17 protein-coding genes and 1 pseudogene are annotated in these 18,770 nt (G+C 40.6%); 12 read left to right on the top strand and 6 right to left on the bottom strand.

The window, feature by feature from the left end; translation table 11 throughout:
- The first annotated feature begins 41 nt into the window (after positions 1 to 41).
- The 6 genes from lgt (at position 42) to ubiM (ending at position 5,211) form a co-directional block, all read left to right on the top strand.
- Positions 42 to 920 (top strand): prolipoprotein diacylglyceryl transferase, encoded by an 879-nt coding sequence (gene lgt / locus HMPREF2573_RS08080; RefSeq protein ID WP_003657730.1) that lies wholly within the window; start codon positions 42 to 44, stop codon positions 918 to 920.
- Positions 917 to 1,759 (top strand): thymidylate synthase, encoded by an 843-nt coding sequence (locus HMPREF2573_RS08085; protein WP_003657731.1) that lies wholly within the window; start codon positions 917 to 919, stop codon positions 1,757 to 1,759. Before lgt ends, HMPREF2573_RS08085 begins: the two co-directional genes overlap by 4 nt.
- The gene (locus tag HMPREF2573_RS08090) at positions 1,756 to 2,271 is read left to right on the top strand and encodes a dihydrofolate reductase (protein ID WP_036336055.1); all 516 of its coding nucleotides are present in this window, start codon (positions 1,756 to 1,758) and stop codon (positions 2,269 to 2,271) included. Before HMPREF2573_RS08085 ends, HMPREF2573_RS08090 begins: the two co-directional genes overlap by 4 nt.
- 53 nt (positions 2,272 to 2,324) lie before the next feature.
- Positions 2,325 to 3,368, top strand: coding sequence for an FAD:protein FMN transferase (locus HMPREF2573_RS08095; RefSeq protein WP_003666682.1), 1,044 nt, complete (start codon positions 2,325 to 2,327; stop codon positions 3,366 to 3,368).
- Between the two features lie 137 nt (positions 3,369 to 3,505).
- Positions 3,506 to 3,952 carry a hypothetical protein gene (locus HMPREF2573_RS08100; RefSeq protein WP_003657735.1) on the top strand — a complete coding sequence of 149 codons (447 nt, stop codon included), beginning with the start codon at positions 3,506 to 3,508 and terminating at the stop codon, positions 3,950 to 3,952.
- Positions 3,953 to 4,014: 62 nt separating this feature from the next.
- The gene (gene ubiM, locus HMPREF2573_RS08105; RefSeq protein WP_003657736.1) at positions 4,015 to 5,211 is read left to right on the top strand and encodes a 5-demethoxyubiquinol-8 5-hydroxylase UbiM; all 1,197 of its coding nucleotides are present in this window, start codon (positions 4,015 to 4,017) and stop codon (positions 5,209 to 5,211) included.
- A 298-nt stretch (positions 5,212 to 5,509) separates the two neighbouring features.
- Here ubiM and HMPREF2573_RS08110 read toward each other — a convergent pair whose 3' ends face one another.
- From HMPREF2573_RS08110 to HMPREF2573_RS09120, 4 genes are all read right to left on the bottom strand, one after another.
- A complete protein-coding gene (locus tag HMPREF2573_RS08110) occupies positions 5,510 to 6,502 on the bottom strand; it encodes a tyrosine recombinase XerC (RefSeq protein ID WP_065249049.1) in 993 nt (330 codons plus the stop codon).
- A complete protein-coding gene (dapF, locus tag HMPREF2573_RS08115; RefSeq protein ID WP_065249048.1) occupies positions 6,502 to 7,401 on the bottom strand; it encodes a diaminopimelate epimerase in 900 nt (299 codons plus the stop codon). Before dapF ends, HMPREF2573_RS08110 begins: the two co-directional genes overlap by 1 nt.
- 264 nt (positions 7,402 to 7,665) lie before the next feature.
- Positions 7,666 to 8,973, bottom strand: a complete 1,308-nt coding sequence (lysA, locus tag HMPREF2573_RS08120) for a diaminopimelate decarboxylase (RefSeq protein WP_003657739.1) — start codon at positions 8,971 to 8,973, stop codon at positions 7,666 to 7,668.
- 40 nt (positions 8,974 to 9,013) lie between these two features.
- The gene (locus tag HMPREF2573_RS09120) at positions 9,014 to 9,151 is read right to left on the bottom strand and encodes an LPS translocon maturation chaperone LptM (RefSeq protein ID WP_226889934.1); all 138 of its coding nucleotides are present in this window, start codon (positions 9,149 to 9,151) and stop codon (positions 9,014 to 9,016) included.
- 366 nt (positions 9,152 to 9,517) lie between these two features.
- Here HMPREF2573_RS09120 and HMPREF2573_RS08125 point away from each other — a divergent pair, with 366 nt between their 5' ends.
- From HMPREF2573_RS08125 to ykgO, 3 genes and pseudogenes are all read left to right on the top strand, one after another.
- On the top strand, positions 9,518 to 10,702 hold the full coding sequence (locus tag HMPREF2573_RS08125; protein ID WP_070473151.1) for an acetate/propionate family kinase: 1,185 nt from the start codon (positions 9,518 to 9,520) through the stop codon (positions 10,700 to 10,702).
- A gap of 258 nt (positions 10,703 to 10,960) precedes the next feature.
- Positions 10,961 to 12,259: pseudogene (pta, locus tag HMPREF2573_RS08130) on the top strand (phosphate acetyltransferase); the annotation flags it as partial.
- Between the two features lie 270 nt (positions 12,260 to 12,529).
- Entirely contained in the window at positions 12,530 to 12,670 is a 141-nt protein-coding gene (gene ykgO / locus HMPREF2573_RS08135) for a type B 50S ribosomal protein L36 (protein WP_003657744.1), read from the top strand.
- 132 nt (positions 12,671 to 12,802) lie between these two features.
- Here ykgO and yaaA read toward each other — a convergent pair whose 3' ends face one another.
- On the bottom strand, positions 12,803 to 13,576 hold the full coding sequence (yaaA, locus tag HMPREF2573_RS08140) for a peroxide stress protein YaaA (protein WP_042510435.1): 774 nt from the start codon (positions 13,574 to 13,576) through the stop codon (positions 12,803 to 12,805).
- 88 nt (positions 13,577 to 13,664) lie between these two features.
- Between yaaA and HMPREF2573_RS08145 the strand changes: the two genes are divergently transcribed.
- Positions 13,665 to 14,861, top strand: a complete 1,197-nt coding sequence (locus tag HMPREF2573_RS08145) for an enoyl-CoA hydratase/isomerase family protein (RefSeq protein ID WP_070473154.1) — start codon at positions 13,665 to 13,667, stop codon at positions 14,859 to 14,861.
- A gap of 91 nt (positions 14,862 to 14,952) precedes the next feature.
- Here the strand turns inward: HMPREF2573_RS08145 and HMPREF2573_RS08150 are convergent, their stop codons facing one another.
- Complete coding sequence (locus tag HMPREF2573_RS08150; protein WP_081569708.1) at positions 14,953 to 15,558, bottom strand: rhomboid family intramembrane serine protease; 606 nt, start codon at positions 15,556 to 15,558, stop codon at positions 14,953 to 14,955.
- 537 nt (positions 15,559 to 16,095) lie between these two features.
- On the opposite strand from HMPREF2573_RS08150, the gene HMPREF2573_RS08155 reads away from it, so the two are divergent.
- Together HMPREF2573_RS08155 and HMPREF2573_RS08160 are read left to right on the top strand one after the other, a co-directional pair.
- Entirely contained in the window at positions 16,096 to 17,751 is a 1,656-nt protein-coding gene (locus tag HMPREF2573_RS08155; protein WP_003657748.1) for an OmpA family protein, read from the top strand.
- Positions 17,752 to 18,012: 261 nt separating this feature from the next.
- Entirely contained in the window at positions 18,013 to 18,765 is a 753-nt protein-coding gene (locus HMPREF2573_RS08160) for a pseudouridine synthase (RefSeq protein WP_070473162.1), read from the top strand.
- Positions 18,766 to 18,770 lie beyond the last annotated feature (5 nt).

Genomic DNA, 18,770 nt, shown 5'->3' on the forward strand with positions numbered 1-18,770 from the left:
TCAGCTATAATAGAATCATTTATTATTGAGTATGGATAGATATGGCAATCGTTCACCCACAGATTAACCCTGTTGCTTTAGACTTGGGCATGATAGAGCTGCATTGGTATGGTTTGATGTACTTATTTGCTTTTGTGGTGGCCTATTTTTTGGCATGGGTGCGTACCAAATCCCGAACAGATTTTACCCCTGAGATGGTTTCGGATTTGGTTTTTTTTGGTTCAGTGGGTGTGATTTTAGGTGGCCGTATTGGCTATGTACTTTTATACAATTTTGGTGAGCTGATTGCTAACCCTTTATATCTTTTTCGAGTATGGGAAGGGGGCATGAGTTTTCATGGTGGATTTGTGGGCGTGTTGCTTGCCATGTGGTATTTTGCACATAAATATAAAAAAGCACCCTTTACGGTACTGGATTTTATCGCACCCTGTGTACCAACAGGCTTATTTTTTGGGCGAATTGGGAATTTCATCAATGGCGAGCTTTGGGGACGAATCTCATACGCTGATGTGTCACATTTGATGTATTTCCCGCAGGCTGCCCGTGTAGATTTTGAGATGATTCAGGCCAACCCAGCTTTACAAGATATTACTGCTAATATCGGAGGTTATTTGCTTTTGCCACGCCATCCTTCGCAGCTTTATCAAGCAGCAACCGAAGGGATATTATTATTTGTGGTGCTTTGGTGGTTTAGTGCCAAACCAAGACCCCGCTATGCCGTCTCAGCAGTTTTTTTATTGGTTTATGGGCTAAGCCGATTTATCACAGAATTTTTCCGCCAACCTGATGTAGGCTATGCACTGATTTTTGGTTGGATGAGCAAAGGGCAGCTGTATAGTTTGCCAATGATTATTGCAGGTGTGGTTTTAATGGTGATGGCGTATCAAAAACAAATCTATGACTGGAATAAAATAAAATGAAGCAATATCTTGAATTATTACAACATATTTTAAACCATGGCACTGATAAACAAGACCGCACAGGTACAGGCACGCGTTCGGTGTTTGGTTACCAGATGCGTTTTAATTTGGCAGAAGGTTTTCCATTACTGACGACCAAAAAAGTACATATGAAGTCCATCATTCATGAGCTTTTATGGTTTTTAAAGGGTGAAACCAATACAAGCTATTTGACCGATAATCAGGTGACAATTTGGAATGAGTGGGCAACAGCAGAACAAACAGCTCGTTTTGGCAGAGCTGAGGGCGAGCTTGGTCCTATTTATGGTCATCAATGGCGTAATTTTGGTGCAAGCAAAAAAAGCGATGGCAGTTATCATGATGATGGTTTTGACCAGATCGCTTGGCTGATCAATGAGATTAATACCAATCCAAACTCACGCCGACTGATCGTCTCAGGCTGGAATCCTACAGAGGCTGCCGAGGTTGCATTGCCACCGTGCCATACATTATTTCAATTTTTTGTCAGTCAAGGCAAATTATCTTGCCAGTTATATCAACGCAGTGCCGATGTTTTTTTGGGCGTACCTTTTAATATTGCCAGTTATGCTTTGTTAACTCATATGGTGGCTCAGGTATGTCATTTGGATGTTGGGGAATTTATATGGACAGGTGGTGATACGCATCTTTATCAAAACCATTTTGAGCAAGTGAAATTACAGCTTAGCCGTGAGCCATTGCCACTTTGTTCATTGCGATTAAATCCCAAAGTTCGGAGTATTTTTGAGTTTGGTTTTGATGATATTCAAATCACAGATTATCAGGCTCATCCAGCGATTAAAGCACCAGTGGCCGTATGATGGAGAATATTCAACTTGTGCATGTGGTTGCCATGAGCCAAAATCGTGCGATTGGAAAAGATAACCAGCTACTTTGGCATATTCCTGATGATTTGCAGCATTTTAAGCGTATCACTCATGGTGGTGTGATTGTCATGGGACGCAAGACTTTTGAATCTTTGCCGAATTTATTGCCCAATCGTACGCACATTGTTATTACAAGACAACCCATTGACTATGAAGGTGCGGTGACGGCTCATTCACTACAAGATGCCATTTTACTTGCCAAAGCTTATGCACATGCAAAACAGCAGAATAAAATCTTTATCATCGGCGGTGGCGATATTTATCATCAAAGCCTAGAGATGGCGGATGTGCTTGAGATTACTGAAGTTGATACGGTCATTGAAGGGGATGCATTTTATCCTGATATTGATGAAAAGTTCATAAAAACAGATGAAACTAAGACTTTTTATTGTGATAAAAGCGGATTTCAATTTCGCTTTTGTACTTGGCAAAAAGTTTTAACATAGCGTAAAACCGATCTATTTAACCGCCGCTTAACTGATTTTAAAAGAGATATACCATGCAAAACGCTCCTATTGTTATTATGACGGCCGCCATGCTGACGGCTTGTAGCCAGCAATCGACCTATCAAACCGTTAGTGGCGAAACCATGGGTACAAGCTATCATATCCGTTTTGAATATGCAGATCATTTAAGTGATGCAGCAAGTATCCAAGCTGCTATTGATGAGCGTTTGCAAGCGATCAATGACAGTATGTCTACTTACCAAGAAAACAGCACCATCAGCCGCTTTAATCGCCTGCCTGCAAAGACAGATCTTGTTATTGATGATGATTTTATTCAGGTATTGACTGATAGCCAAACCGTCTATCAATTATCCCATCGGGCGTTTGACCCAACAGTATATCCTTTGGTTCAGCTTTGGGGGTTTGGTGGTCAGATGAGCATTGAGCGTTTACAATCACCACCAACAGAAGATGACATTGCCAAGGCTAAGCAATGGGTTGGGCTTGATAAAGTCACACTCAACGAGCAGAAGCTTAGTAAATCCATTGACGGCGTAGGGCTTGATTTTTCTGCCATTGCTAAAGGCTATGCGGTAGATGTGATTGCTAATACATTACATCACGATTATGGCGTGGTCAATTATATGATAGAAATTGGTGGCGAGGTAGCAACTTTGGGCGTTAATGATAAAGGCGATCCTTGGACGCTTGGTATCGATGCACCCATTATTGATAGCGGCGTCAAAAATCGAACCGTACTCACCACCTTAACCCAACCAATCGGTGAGCCGATGCATTTGGCAACTTCAGGCGGTTACCGCAATTCAATAGAATATGATGGGGTGCGTTTTAGTCATACCATCAACCCAGTAACAGGATGGCCTGTGGCAAATAATGCACCCAGTGTCACCGTGCTACATGATACAGTTGCATTGGCAGATGCTTGGGCGACGGCATTAACAGCACTGCCTTATACCGAAGCGTTGGCACTTGCTAATGCTCAAGGTCTGATGGCGATGTTTGTGATAGAAAATCCAACCAAAACAGGCTTTGATATTGTGCAAACAGATGCCATGCAACAAAAATTTGCCAAATAGATAGCCTGCATTGCATGGCAATGCATTTTGAACTACAATAGCCTAAAGCAATGATTTTGAATGTGTCATTTTTATTAATTTATTCATCAGATCAATAAAAATACAGTCCAACGATTAAAAATTTAAAAAGGTTTCAGATGGCTAATTTTTCACCCAGTATCAACTTTGCCAAACGCTGGCTTGCCACGCCTTTTAAGGCTCGCACAGTGATTTATCAGGAATTAGATGATATTATCAATTTACTGGATAATGAGCTTTTGGTTAAGGATTTTTGTTTTCGGCACGCAGATTTTAATGCTGCTATTACCCAAGAAATGCACAAAAATAGCAACACACAGACCAATCGCTTGATTCATACCATCGAGACAATATCACTGAAAGATGACGATGAAGTTAAAGTTATCCAATCGCCAAACTTTGATGAGCTTGAAGCTCGGCTGACCCATAATTTATCAGTTCAGATTGATGAGTTTTTGGGTGAGCATATGGCTCAGCTTTCTGAAGATTTGCGTGCCTGGGTTAAAATGGCAGTACGGCATGAGCTGGCAAATTATCAGTCCGAAGAAAAACTATCTCAAAACTAACTTGTTGCAATAAAAATGACTAATTTTGGTAAATAATCCATTAACATACGATAGAGAAATTTATGAGCAACAACAGCCATTGTAGTGATATTATTATCGTAGGGGCAGGACCAGCAGGGCTTGCTTTTTCAAGATTTTTTAAGGGTAGTGATGTGCGTTTGACGCTGATTGAAAAATCATCATTAGCCGCTTTACAAAACCCTGCCTATGACGGCCGAGAGATTGCCTTAACCAATACTTCCAAAGAAATCCTACAAAATCTGGGCGCTTGGCAAAGATTTGCCCCTGATGAGATTTATCCTTTAAAAGATGCTAAGGTGTATAACGGTAATTTAAATTACGCTCTGCATTTTCAAGTACCTAAGTTAATGCACAGACAGCGTTCGCTTGACCGATTGGGTAATTTGATCTCTAATCACAACATCAAAAAGGCGTTGTATGATGAAGTGGCAACGATGGATAATGTCACGCTCATCACTGATGCAACTGTCACTGATGTGAATACAGATGACACCAAAGCCTGCGTGACTTTGATGAATGGCAAGCAGTTGTATGCAGATCTTGTGATTGCTGCCGACAGTCGCCTATCTGGCATGCGGCGTATGCTTGGCATTGGGGCGCACATGCATGATTTTGGTCGTACGGTGATCGTATTTCGAGTCACTCATCCGTTATCAAATCATGGCACAGCTCAAGAATGCTTTTTGTATGGTCGCACTTTGGCACTGCTGCCGCTGAACGAAACCATGACAAATTGTGTCATTACGCTAGATAATACACAAGCAGATGAGCTGTTAAAGATGACTCCAGAACAATTGGCTCACGAAGCTCAAAGAATGTTTGGCGATGGTTTTGGTACATTTACGATTGCAGGTACGGTACATCATTATCCACTGATGGGCGTTCATGCACATAAGTTTCATGCCAATCGGGCAGCACTCATTGGTGATGCGGCAGTCGGTATGCACCCTGTGACTGCACATGGCTATAATTTGGGTCTGCAGAGTGCCAATACTTTGGCACCACTGATTTTACAAGCACACCGCCGTGGCTTGGACATCGGCTCAAATCACCTACTATCTATGTACAATCGTCGCCATCAGGCACATACCAGACCTTTATATCATGGTACGAATGCCATGGTAACCGTATTTACAACAGATACGCTGCCCATGCGTACGGTGCGTGATATGGCGTTGCGTCTTAGTAATAACTTCCCCCCAGTTAAGCATTGGATTGCCAAACAGTTGGTAGGCTAAACTATCAAATTCTATCCATTATCATAAATATTTATGATAAATATTAATCAGGTCAAAAGTATTTATTTTGACCTGATTAATGATAAGTAAAGCAAATGATATATGCAATCATATGCACTTGAATAATATTTTATCAAATCACAGTGTTAAAAATAATCATGTATCAAGTAATGAGTGATAACATTTTATTTGATAGTTTGATGAACAATTGACAAGATTGTTAAGACATAATACGAAATTTTTTGATAAAACCCAAATTTTGTAGAAAAAATTTGGATATCTTTGACGATTAAAGTGTTCAGCCGTGATTATTTTTTGTGCGATACGCACGAGGGTGGGCATGGTCATATACTTTCGTCAGTGCGCCAAAATCAACATGCGTGTATATTTGGGTAGTGCTGATATTTTGGTGACCAAGCATCTCTTGAATGGCACGCAGATCACCGCTAGATGACAGTACATGAGAGGCAAAGCAGTGGCGTAATAGGTGCGGATACATATTAAGCTCAATGCCCGCCATGGTGGCGCATACTTTTAGGCGAAGCTGTATCGCACGCGTGCTAAGACGAGTGCCGTGACGCTCACTGATAAACAACGCTTTACAATTTTTCTTTTGCCATAAGTTACGATGAGGCAAGTAGTCTTGAAGAGCAATCATGGCTTTTGTGCCCACAGGGACTTGGCGAGTTTTGTTGCCTTTGCCCAACACCCGTACGATGCCAATGTCAAAATTAACATCGCCCATATTTAAGCCTGCCAGTTCAGATAGGCGAAGTCCACTACTATACATCAGCTCAAACATTGCTTTATCGCGTATCCATAGATATGCTTTGGCTGTATCTTCAGGCGTTTTTTGGTCAAGCAGTTGCTTTATGAGCAGCTCATCAGCGACAGTGGGCAGTTTTCGGGGTGCCGATTTGATTTTATAGCCTGTTGTGGGGTTAACTGCGATAACACCTTGCTTGATTAAAAATTGATAAAAAATCCGAATGGCAGATAAGCTAAGCTTGGCACTGATGGGTTTTATTTTTTCTTCTTCTAAGCGAGTGCTAAAAAATCGAGTTAAATCTTGGCGACGGCAAGCCAAAGGATCGCCGCCAAGATAGTTATCAGACTCCAAAAAATTGAAAAACTGTATTAAGGCTGTTTGATAGGTTGTGATGGTATGCTTAGAGTAATTTTGTAGTCTTAGCTCATCACACCAAGATGATAAATAGCCCCAAGCAGGTGAGCTTGGATCTGATTGATGGCTAGAATGAGTGGGTGCGATGAAATGCGATAATCTGCTCATCAGTAAACATCGTCTGCATTTGGGTCAAGCTTAATGCCAGCCGATGCCGCCAAACCATCTGGACTAAATACGCCTTCATACACAAAGGCAGTTGGCCCAGTCATGATGAGTGAGTAGCCATCTTGCCAACGAATTGCCAAACTCCCGCCATATAACTGGGCACGAATATCCACCCCTTCATCTAGCCAGCCCTCCCGAATACCTGTCGCAACAGAAGCACAGGCACCTGTACCGCAGGCTTGGGTTTCACCAACGCCACGCTCATAGACACGAATTCGCACATGACGCTGATTAATGACTTGAACGAAATTGACATTGACTCTTTCAGGAAATGCTTCGTGTGATTCGATGAGTTTACCCAATCTATCGACATCGGCATCCAAGACATCATCGACCTTGATGATTGCATGCGGATTACCGATGTTGGCGACATAAAGCTGAACAGGTATGCCATCGACATCCAAGCGATAGGCGCGCCCAACTTTGGTGATGGTCTTTGGGGTAAAAGGAATTTGGTCAGGCTCAAACTTGGGCTTGCCCATATCTACTTGCACCCACCCATAGCGATTGGTGCTTAGGATGATGATACCGCTTGAGGTTTCAATTCGTAAACGCTGCTTAAAAGATAGTTTTCTGGCTTGTACAAATGAAGCAAAACATCGAGCACCGTTTCCACATTGGGACACCTCAGAACCATCTGCATTAAAAATCCGATATTTAAAATCAATATCTGGGCGACTTGGTGGCTCAACAATTAATAATTGGTCAAATCCTACCCCAATCCGTCGATCGGCAAGTAGGCGAATTAATTCGGGAGTCAGTGTCATGCGTTGGGTAACCAGATCAATCACCATGAAATCGTTGCCCAGTCCATGCATTTTTGTAAATTCTATGAGCATTGGCCTGTCCTTATTTTTAGTTATGTCATTTGTATCTTAACATGAAAACAGCGTGGTGGCTAATGATTTTATGGAGTGATTGATGAAAAATCACTGATAATATTAAACAGTATTGATTTGGTTTTGTGGATAAAATTTCAAAAATTATTAAAAAATTAATTAACTAAATATCTTAAATAAGCCATAAAAACTTGTGGCATGAACGCTTGTAAGTAGATAATAAAAATGCCCTGAAAGTTTCAGAGCATCTGCGATGGGTGTGATTTAGATGAGTTCATCTTTCCACAGATCATCTAACGCTTCACGCTTGCGAATCAAGCGATGAGTGCCATGATTGACCATCACCTCGCACGGTCTTGGGCGGGTATTGTAGTTACATGCCATACTAAATCCATATGCACCTGCACCTGTGACGGCTAGGGTATCGCCAACTTGTAAAGATAAAATGCGATCTTTGCCTAAAAAGTCGCTGGATTCGCAGACTGTACCAACCACATCCCAAGTTTTGGCAGTATCCCGACTAAGCTTAGCGGGAATGATTGCCATCTGTGATTCATACAGTGCTGGGCGAATCAGCTCACTCATTGAAGCATCAACGATGGCAAAGTTTTTAAATTCGGTGGGCTTAAGCACATCCACAGTTGTCAAAAGTACGCCAGCATTTGCTACCAAGCTGCGACCTGGTTCTAAGTACAATTTTAATCCAAGCTGTTTTAAGCGTGGGAGTAATACCGTTGCAACTTGATCAATGCTGACAGGATTTTCATCAATATAGCGTACGCCCAAGCCACCACCAAGATCAATGTGCTGAAGCTTGATACCCTTATCGGTTAAGGTATCTATCAGCTCAATTAATTTATCCAACGCATCAGAAAAACCATCGGTATCTAGTAGCTGTGACCCGATATGGCAATCAATACCGACAATCTTAAGATTTGGCAAATGATGTGCGTACACATAGGCAGCCACCGCTTGTTCATGACTGATGCCAAATTTATTATCTTTCATGCCAGTTGAGATATAAGGATGAGTTTTGGCATCCACATCTGGATTAATACGCAGTGAAATGCGTGCGATTTGGTTTTGGCGACCTGCTACCTCATTAATGGTATCAAGCTCACTTAGAGATTCTACATTAAAGCAATGAATATCTGCTTTGAGTGCATATTCAATATCATCAGCCGTTTTACCAACACCAGAATACACGACCTTTTTGGCATCGGCAACTTGAAGCACACGAGCCAGCTCGCCTTTGGAGACAATATCAAACCCTGCACCTGCTTTAGCCAGTGTTTTTAGGATGGCAAGATTTGAGTTGGCTTTGACGGCATAACAAATTTGATGGTCAATGGCATCAAAGGCATCAGTGTAGCTTTGATAATTTTCTAAAAGTGTACGCTGTGAATATGCATACAAAGGCGTGCCATAGATTTCTTTGAGTGTGTGAGTGTTGATACCATCAAAATGTAAAGTGCCATCAATATACTCAAAATGCGGTAAAGCATTTGCCAAAGCTTGGGGGTCAATATACAGTGCACCATCTTGATGATGGCTGACTGGGCTAAAAGTCATAACATTATCCTAATTTTAATAAAAAATAGCCGATATAGTTTTAGTAGTCATTCATATCATCGCTGATGGGTGTCGGCTCAATCACGGGCGTACTTTCATCGGGTAGATATAATGAACCTTTTTGACCACAAGCTGAAAGCAAACTTATCATTAAAGATAAACCAAATAAGTATTTCATCATATTCATAAATCATCAAATCCATTACTGTACTTGGGCAGGCAAGCCAAATTTTAGATTAAACAAAGTTGCCCATTTGCTGAATATTTTAGCACAACACCCAAGGCTTGGGCGATCAATTAGACCAAATATGCTAAAAATTGGTATGCATTTTTGCCAAATTGGTTGGTGGATGTGAATTTGGCTCACTTAAATGGATTGCGTTATTTATCAATGGTTATGAGTGCATATTTTTCAAAAAATTATATTTAAAATGATATTTATTGCTTGACAAGAAAGATGGTACAGGTTGATTTATTAGGAATTTTAAGATAAAATTTCTTGTTCACAGTCAACACAATAGACGCAATACATCAAGGAGCGTACATGAGCTTAGCAAATCCCACTTTGGTTCTAAATTGTGGTTCTTCATCCATCAAATATGCCCTTATCAGTGAAGATGGTGGGAGTCGCATTGAGGGCTTGGCAGAAGGCTTGGGTAATCCTGAAGCTCGCATTAAGCATAAAAATTTAGAGGGTGAAGCGACGATTATTGACATTCCAAATGGTGTTCATGCTGACGCACTGAAAGTTATCTTAGAAGATTTGATTAAAGCGCATAAGCCTGTGGTTGTGGGTCATCGTGTGGTGCATGGTGGCGATAAATTTAAATCTGCTACCGTGATTGATGAAGAGGTATTGTCAACCATTGAAGCATTGACAAGTCTAGCACCGCTACATAATCCTGCCAATGCTGCAGGTATCCAAGCGATTAATGCCATTTATCCTGATTTACCACAGGTAGCAATTTTTGATACGGCATTTCACCAAACCATGCCTGAGTATGCCTATCGTTATGCAGTACCAAAAAATCTGTACACTGAGCATCAAATCCGCCGTTATGGGTTTCATGGCACTTCGCATGCGTTTGTTTCAAATCGTGCCAGCCAGCTTACTGATGCCAAAGGTGTGCATGGTTGGTTGGTTGCCCACTTGGGTAATGGCTGCTCTGCTACCGCAGTTTATGATGGTAAAAGCTTAGATACCTCAATGGGCATCACACCGCTAGAAGGGCTGATGATGGGTACACGCTCAGGGGATGTTGATCCAAGTTTGCATATTCATCTAAATCGCACATTGGGCTTATCATTAGACGAAGTTGACACCTTACTCAATAAAAAATCAGGTTTGCTTGGCGTATCAGGTATCTCAAATGACATGAGAAATCTTGAAGCTGCTGATAAAGAGGGCAGTGCAGATGCTCGTTTGGCACTGGACATGTTCGCTTATCGTACCGCCAAATATCTCCTAAGCCTAACTGCAGCATTGCCTGAGTTTACAGGCATCGCCTTTACAGGTGGTGTGGGTGAAAATGCTGTTGAAATGCGTGCCGATATTATCAAGCACCTAAAACATTTGGGTGCAAAAATTGACACCACTAAGAATGATAAGTTGATGCGTGGTGCTGAAGGCAGTTTCCATGCCGAAGATTCATCGATTGAGCTTTGGGTGATTCCTACCGATGAAGAATACCAAATCGCCAGCGAAAGCCGTGCGGTCTTGGGATTATAATTTGTTATAAATACTTAACTAACCGTTCAAGCAGTTGAGCGGTTTTTGTGTTAATACCAATCTATCATATATTTATTAAGGGTACATATGAAAGCACTGTTATTGATTCCGACATTTGACGCTCCAAATTTTTCATCCATCGTAGAAAATTTTGCCAAAAGCATTGGTGCAGCTTACATTGCACCATTTGATAGTGAAGGCGATAGCAAGCTTAGAGTAGCAGTCACTGAAGGTCGGCTTGATGAGATGCTTGAAAAAGTAGTTGCTGCCCAAAGTGCAAAGCTGACGGTTGTTAAAGGTTTGGCGACTTTACCAAATACGCCTTATGCCAGTTTGGTCAATCGTGATTTGGCAAATGGTCTGGATGCCGATGTATTATTTGTCAGCCAAAATGCTGAAGAGCTTGCAGTTTTTGCTGCTGCGTTTGGCGGTCTTAAGTCTGAGCGTGTGCTGGGTGTTATTGCAGCAGGCGTAGATGAATTTGGGGTAACTGTATGGGCAACGATTGATGGTGAGCAGTTGACAGTTGATGAAGAAGTTATCAAAAACTATCAAGCAACAACAAGAGTCAAAAAACTCTCACCATATGCGTTTCGCAATCAAGTTGTCCAAAAAGCACAAGCCGCCAAAAAACGCATTGTACTGCCAGAAGGTGATGAGCCAAGAACCATTGAAGCTGCTGTAATTTGCCAGAGTCGTGGCATTGCTCAGTGTGTCTTATTGGGTGAACGCACCAAGATTGAAGCGGTAGCAGCAGAGCGTGGCGTGGTATTACCAAATGATATTGAAATCATTGACCCTGCCAGCATCGCTGAAAAATATGTTGCCCCCATGGTAGAACGCCGTAAGGGTAAAATTGATGAAGCTGGGGCAAAGCAAGCATTACAAGATACGGTAGTTTTGGGTACGATGATGCTACATATGGGCGATGTTGATGGTTTGGTATCAGGAGCGGTTCATACGACTGCCGACACCATTCGCCCAGCGTTTCAATTGATTAAGACAGCACCACAGTACAGCTTAGTTTCTAGTGTCTTTTTTATGCTCTTGCCTGAACAAGTCATGGTTTATGGCGACTGTGCGGTCAATCCAAATCCAACCGCAGAACAGCTGGCAGAGATTGCTATTCAGTCTGCCAAATCAGCCAAAGCCTTTGGCATTGACCCAAAAGTTGCCATGATCAGTTACTCTACCATCGATTCAGGTTCAGGTGTTGATGTTGATACTGTTAAACAAGCTGTACAAATCATTCGTGAAAAGTCGCCAGAGTTAAAAGTTGATGGTCCATTACAATTTGATGCCGCAACTGTCAAAAATGTCGGTAAACAAAAAGCACCAAATTCAGCAGTAGCAGGTGAGGCAAATGTCTTAATTTTCCCTGATCTAAATACAGGTAACACGACCTATAAAGCTGTTCAACGCACAGCTGATGTGATCAGTGTTGGTCCGATGCTCCAAGGCTTGAATAAGCCTGTCAATGATTTATCTCGTGGGGCTTTGGTAGATGATATTGTTTATACAATTGCTCTGACTGCAATACAGGCCATTGATGAATAACCTTAAGATTTGATTGGCACTGTGGATACAACACAAATCAGTTATTGGCTTAAGCGATATTTCAGATATCGCTTAAGGGTTGGTAAAACAAAGATGGTGATTGATTGTTTAACAACAGTGAAATATGGCATGATTTTTCTTGCATATTTTTAAAAATCATCGTATAATGTTTTAATATCTATTTCTTGCCATCTATTTTATTATCATATTTATGCTTAATATTGAATGATATCGTATTAATATTAAGTAAATTCTCAACGGAGTAAGCTCATGCAAGTATTATCATCGCTGAAATCTGCTAAAAATCGTCATGAAGACTGCCAAATTGTTCGCCGTCGTGGTCGTACTTTTGTGATTTGTAAGTCAAATCCACGCTTTAAGGCTGTACAAGGCGGTAAAAAGAGAAAATAAGCTAAATAACCCAATAATCAGCCTAAATCATTGATTTGATTAATTATTAGGTTGTGTTATTTTAGTAGATTTTGATGAACAGTATTAAATTAATACTGTTCATTTTATTTTGTGTGATGATTTTGCCAACGATTACCATTCTCTGCGAAATACCCAATGATTTTCATCGCTGACACTGGGGGCAAAATAATAACCATCGGTATCAAAATATTTTAAATCTTCAACATCTTGAATCTGATGCTTAGCGGCATAATTGACCATCAGTCCGCGTGCTTTTTTGGCATAAAAGCTCACAACTTTATAACCATCATTTTTTGCATCTTCAAAGCGAGGGGTAATGATACGCCCTTGAATTTGTTTGGGGTGAACAGCACCAAAATATTCTTGAGAGGCTAGATTAACCAAAATACCGTCTGATTGCTTTAAATGCTGATTGATTTGATCAGTAATTTTATTGCCCCAAAATTGATAGAGATTATCTGCCTGCTTTGTCTGAAATTTAGTACCCATTTCCAGTCGATAGGGTAATATTAAATCCAGTGGCTTTAATAGACCATATAGCCCTGATAAAATACCCAATCTATCATCTAAATAATTAATTTGGTTTTCGTTGAGATGATACGCATCCAAACCTGTATAGACATCGCCAGCAAATAAATAAATGGCAGGTTTGGCATTTTCATCAAAGGGATAAGCCCAGTGCTGATTGCGAATGACATTAAGCTCGGCAATCTTGGCAGAGACGCCCATCAATTCTTGCAGGTCAATCACATCATAGTTTTTTAAAGTTTGCATTAATTGAGCAGCTTGCTCAATGAATCGAGGGTTGCTATAAACTGTATGAGATGGTAACGGGATGGCAGTCTTTTCATCTAAATTTTTGGCAGGAGATAATAAAAAAAACATAATCGGCTCTTATTTATGATTAAATTGTCTATGAACAAACTACCAAACCTATACCAAAAATGCAAATTTAAAAAACAAGATTTCATTTTTGGATATCCAAAAGGCAGGCATCGCCGATAAATCAGATGAAATTTTATTTGGCAATTTTACAAATTTTAGTATAATCAAAATGGCGTGGTTTTGTATCTTTGATTTTTATGATGAAAAAGGAATGATGATGACAATTGTGACGGATTTTTTAATGGTCCATGATAAGCGGCGTATTGCAATCATTACATTAAACCGACCTGATGCACTCAATGCGCTCAACTTGGAGATGGTGGCAGCCATTCAAGCGTGTTTAGATAAATGGGCAATTGATGACAGTGTGGCTGCGGTGTTGCTTTGTGGAGCAGCAGATAAAGCATTTTGTGCAGGTGGCGATATTCGTGGTTTATATCATGGCTATAACCCCAAGATTTTCCCAAATCCAACTGCCAAGGCGTTTTTTTCTACAGAATATGCCTTATGTAAACAAATAAAAAGTTATACAAAGCCCATCATCGTTTGGGCGGATGGTATTGTCATGGGTGGCGGTATGGGCTTGGCAGTCGCATCAAGTCATCGCATTGTCACGCAAACCACAATGATGGCGATGCCAGAGATTAGTATTGGGCTGTTTCCTGATGCTGGCGGTTCTTATTTTTTAAGGCATATGCCCAATAAGATCGGTTTATTTTTGGGTTTGACAGGTGCAAGAATTAACGGTACAGATGCACTTGCTTTAGGTGTGGCAGATTTTGGTATGGCAAGTGATGATTTTGATGTGTTAATACAAGCGCTGACCACTGCCGATTGGTCAGATGATGCCACCAAAAATCATCAGATGCTCAATGCACTGCTTGGTCAGTTGCATCATAACCACACTCTACCAACAGGGTGGCTTTTGCCTCATCGTGATGAGATTGAGCGTATGATGCAGCAGGCGGGTGACTTGGCAGCATTTGATACACTTGCTAGATTGGGTTCTAACATTGAATATATTCAACAGGCATTTAAAACTTATATCGCTGGCTCACCGACATCGGCGGCGATTACATGGCATATGGCAAATCAAGTGGAGAATATGAGCTTTGATGAGGTGATGGATTTAGAATATATTGTTGCAATTCATTGCTCGCATAATGGCGAATTTGCTGAAGGTGTGCGTGCATTATTGATTGATAAAGATAAAAATCCGAAGTGGCAATATACGCCAGATAGCTTGCCTGATGGTTATATCAAAAGCCATTTTAAAGCTTGGTGAAAGCCGTATTTGTCTTAGGCAACCTACCTTTGATGGCTGTGATAAGATAATATTAAGCCGTCAAAGGCAGGTATGCTTCCACTTAACTCAATTATAATGATGGATTTAGCAGACGATGAAGAAAGTGAACAATCAGATTTGGTTCAATGGCAATTGTCGCTACTACGCCAAAGACTGCACCAAAAAGATGTGCTGAGTGGTTGATATTTCCGCTATCTCGGCGGTCAGCCCAAATACTATAAGCCACATAAGCAATCGCAAATACAATCGCAGGAATGGGTAGGACGGCAAATAAATACAGCGTATTCCAAGGGGCGAATAAAATATAAGCAAATAAAACAGCACTGACCGCACCTGATGCACCTAAGCTTGAATAGTAAGTATTGTTTTTATTGCGTGCATAAGTAGGTAGCATCGCAATAATAATCGCCGAAATATAAAAACCCACAAAGCCCAAATTGCCAAATTTATCAATATAAAACCGTTCAATCACACGACCAAAAAAGTACAGCGTAAACATATTAAACAGTAAATGCATGCCATTGGCGTGGATAAATCCATGAGTAAGCAAGCGGTCATATTGACCTTTATTGACGGCAGGTGGATAAAAAATCAATCGCTCAAGCAAAGGTCTAGATTGCCATGCGGCGATACTGATGATGACAGTAATGATAATAATGACAGTTGTGTGATTCATGATATGTGTTTGCATTGATTGATAAATACACGCTTAGTCTAGCAGATTTTTGGTAAAATGCTTAGCCTTTGTACGATTTTATGGCTAATTTTAATAACAAGTGAATAAAATCTACCGACTTTTTGGTAAATTTGATTTTAAGTATAAGTGGTTCATGTAATTTATATGCCAAAAAGTATGTGCATAAAATCAATCAAATGGTTTATCTGTCAATTTGATGAGTGGGTATTGAGGGTTTTTGCTTCATGATTAAAATCATTGAGAATTAATTACTATCATAATTACTATAATATTACAGATATGTAAATAAAAAACCATTCATCATTTACTTTTGTAATTGCTTAATTTTTTTTGAGCGAATAAAAGGCGGTTTTGTTTATCAATTGTTGCCAGCGCTTTTAAGTTGCCATAAAATCAGTCACAATAGCGTTATAAAACAAGTGGCTTCAAGCAACTTGTTGTTTTTCTTAAGGACGGCATCGGCATTTTGCTGATGGATAATGAAATTTAAATTTAAAATGACCTATGGAGTGACTTATGAGCTTAATTAATAAATTAAATGAACGCATTACGCCGCATGTCTTAACTTCGATTAAAAATCAAGATGGCGATAATGCTGATAAATCTAATTTGTTAACCGCATTTTATACCATTTTTGCAGGACGCTTGAGTAATGAAGATGTGTATCAGCGTGCCAATGCTTTGCCTGATAATGAGCTTGAGCATGGGCATCATCTGCTCAATGTTGCTTTTAGTGATGTTTCAACTGGTGAAGATCAGATTGCTTCTTTGAGTAATCAATTAGCCGATGAATATCATGTTTCGCCAGTAACGGCACGCACCGCAATCGCAACGGCAGCACCTTTGGCTTTGGCACGCATTAAAGAGCAAGCAGGTGTATTGTCTGTACCGTCTTTTATTCGTACTCAATTGGCTAAAGAAGAAAACCGTTTGCCAACTTGGGCGCATACTTTATTGCCAGCAGGGCTATTTGCAACCGCTGCCACAACCACCGCCGAGCCTGTAACGACAGCCTCTGCTGTTGTGAAAGAGCCTGTCAAACCAAGTGTTGTGACAGAACCAGTTCATCCAGCTGCGGCTACCACCCCAGTCAAAACACCAACTGCCCAGCATTACGAAAACAAAGAAAAAAGTCCTTTTCTAAAAACGATTCTACCGATTATTGGATTGATTATTTTTGCAGGCTTGGCATGGCTTTTGTTAAGAGCATGTCAAGACAAACCAACACCTGTTGCGGCACCTGTTGCGACAGATACAGCACCTGTGGTAGCGGATAATGCTGTACAGGCAGACCCAACACAAACAGGTGTTGCCCAAGCACCTGCAACGCTTAGCTTGTCTGTTGATGAAACGGGTCAAGCGTTGTACTCGCACCGTGCTCAGGTTGGTAGTGAAGAGCTTGCAGGTCATATCCGTGCAGCTATTGCTCAAGTCTTTGGCGTACAAGATTTAACCATTCAAAATACCAATGTACATACCGCTACGATGCCAGCGGCAGAATACTTACCAGCAATTTTGGGTTTGATGAAAGGTGTACCAAATTCAAGCGTTGTGATTCATGATCATACGGTACGCTTTAATGCAACCACGCCAGAAGATGTAGCAAAACTGGTAGAGGGTGCTAAAAATATTCTACCCGCTGATTTTACTGTAGAAGCAGAACCTGAACTTGATATTAATACTGCGGTTGCCGATAGTATTGAAACAGCGCGTGTTGCTATTGTTGCTTTGGGTGATACGGTTGAAGAAAATGAGATGGATATTTTAATCAATGCATTAAATACCCAAATCATTAACTTTGCTTTAGACTCAACCGAAATTCCCCAAGAAAATAAAGAAATCTTGGATTTGGCTGCCGAAAAATTAAAGGCAGTGCCTGAAACAACTTTGCGTATCATTGGTCATACAGACACTCAAGGCACACATGAGTATAATCAAGATTTATCAGAATCTCGTGCTGCTGCTGTTAAAGAGTATTTGGTATCAAAAGGTGTTGCTGCTGAACGCTTGAACACTCAAGGTGCAAGTTTTGATTATCCAGTTGCATCAAATGCTACCGAACAAGGTCGCTTCCAAAACCGTCGTATTGAGTTTGTACTTTTCCAAGAAGGTGAAGCAATTACTCAAGTCGGTCATGCTGAAGATGCACCAACACCTGTTGCACAAAACTGATCATTTTGTTATTGGTTATGAGTTTTAGATTGGGCCAAATGAATGATAATATACCAATCTTACAAGTACTTTTAATAACCAAAACCAACCGTAATCAACCCAAGAACCAAATTGCCCATCGGTCATTTGGTTCTTGGGTAGTTTTTATTGGCTCTCAATATATGATGTAGACCAATTTGACCCAAAATAGATCAGAGTTTGGGTCTTGGATTTGCGACCATATCGTATAACTGACATATCTTGAACACAAAAAAGCATAAAATGACAAAATTGGTATTATTCAATAAGCCTTACGGCGTGCACAGCCAGTTTAAAAAAGATCATGACGGCATGATCACTTTAGCGGATTTTATTGATGATAAAACGATGCGTGTGGCAGGAAGATTAGATAAAGATTCAGAAGGGCTATTATTATTGACTGATAATGGTAGGCTCAATCACGCCATCACAACGCCACCAACTGCCAAAAATGCCAAAGATAAGTATACAAAATGTGCCAAGACTTATTTGGTGCAAGTAGAAAATATTGCAACAAACGTACAAATACAGGCATTGGAACAAGGTGTGATGCTAAAAGATGGGAAAACTTTACCCGCCAAAGTACAAAAACTTGATGAAAACGAACTACCGATTCGTTTATGGCAGCGAAATCCACCAGTCCGCCAGCGAGTAAATATCCCAACCACATGGCTTAAGATAACCATTGTTGAAGGTAAAAATCGACAAATACGCCGCATGGTTGCCCATGTTGGTTTGCCCTGCCTAAGGTTAATCCGATCACAAATAGGCATTTGGCAACTGAATGGCTTGGCAGTGGGTGAAAGCCGAGTTTTACAGTTAGACCAGCAAACATTACTTAAATTGGGTCTGTCAGCTCAGCCAACACCCAAGCAAAATAAGCCAACCAACTTGATATCAAGCAATACAAAGGGAGCGGTCAATCCAAAATCTGGTAAAATTCATTTGTTAAAAAAACCATCTTGGCGTGTCCGCCCACCTAAGTTTTGTGCTTAATAGTT

Source organism: Moraxella sp. HMSC061H09, from assembly GCF_001809255.1.
In the GTDB taxonomy this organism is placed as follows: Bacteria; Pseudomonadota; Gammaproteobacteria; order Pseudomonadales; family Moraxellaceae; genus Moraxella; species Moraxella catarrhalis.

What these genes read in the sequence shown, in the direction of transcription:
- lgt (WP_003657730.1), top strand. Translation starts at nt 42, where the DNA reads ATGGCAATCGTTCACCCACAGATTAACCCTGTTGCTTTAGACTTGGGC.
- HMPREF2573_RS08085 (WP_003657731.1), top strand. Translation starts at nt 917, where the DNA reads ATGAAGCAATATCTTGAATTATTACAACATATTTTAAACCATGGCACT.
- HMPREF2573_RS08090 (WP_036336055.1), top strand. Translation starts at nt 1,756, where the DNA reads ATGATGGAGAATATTCAACTTGTGCATGTGGTTGCCATGAGCCAAAAT.
- HMPREF2573_RS08095 (WP_003666682.1), top strand. Translation starts at nt 2,325, where the DNA reads ATGCAAAACGCTCCTATTGTTATTATGACGGCCGCCATGCTGACGGCT.
- HMPREF2573_RS08100 (WP_003657735.1), top strand. Translation starts at nt 3,506, where the DNA reads ATGGCTAATTTTTCACCCAGTATCAACTTTGCCAAACGCTGGCTTGCC.
- ubiM (WP_003657736.1), top strand. Translation starts at nt 4,015, where the DNA reads ATGAGCAACAACAGCCATTGTAGTGATATTATTATCGTAGGGGCAGGA.
- HMPREF2573_RS08110 (WP_065249049.1), bottom strand. Translation starts at nt 6,502, where the DNA reads ATGAGCAGATTATCGCATTTCATCGCACCCACTCATTCTAGCCATCAA.
- dapF (WP_065249048.1), bottom strand. Translation starts at nt 7,401, where the DNA reads ATGCTCATAGAATTTACAAAAATGCATGGACTGGGCAACGATTTCATG.
- lysA (WP_003657739.1), bottom strand. Translation starts at nt 8,973, where the DNA reads ATGACTTTTAGCCCAGTCAGCCATCATCAAGATGGTGCACTGTATATT.
- HMPREF2573_RS09120 (WP_226889934.1), bottom strand. Translation starts at nt 9,151, where the DNA reads ATGAAATACTTATTTGGTTTATCTTTAATGATAAGTTTGCTTTCAGCT.
- HMPREF2573_RS08125 (WP_070473151.1), top strand. Translation starts at nt 9,518, where the DNA reads ATGAGCTTAGCAAATCCCACTTTGGTTCTAAATTGTGGTTCTTCATCC.
- ykgO (WP_003657744.1), top strand. Translation starts at nt 12,530, where the DNA reads ATGCAAGTATTATCATCGCTGAAATCTGCTAAAAATCGTCATGAAGAC.
- yaaA (WP_042510435.1), bottom strand. Translation starts at nt 13,576, where the DNA reads ATGTTTTTTTTATTATCTCCTGCCAAAAATTTAGATGAAAAGACTGCC.
- HMPREF2573_RS08150 (WP_081569708.1), bottom strand. Translation starts at nt 15,558, where the DNA reads ATGAATCACACAACTGTCATTATTATCATTACTGTCATCATCAGTATC.
- HMPREF2573_RS08155 (WP_003657748.1), top strand. Translation starts at nt 16,096, where the DNA reads ATGAGCTTAATTAATAAATTAAATGAACGCATTACGCCGCATGTCTTA.
- HMPREF2573_RS08160 (WP_070473162.1), top strand. Translation starts at nt 18,013, where the DNA reads ATGACAAAATTGGTATTATTCAATAAGCCTTACGGCGTGCACAGCCAG.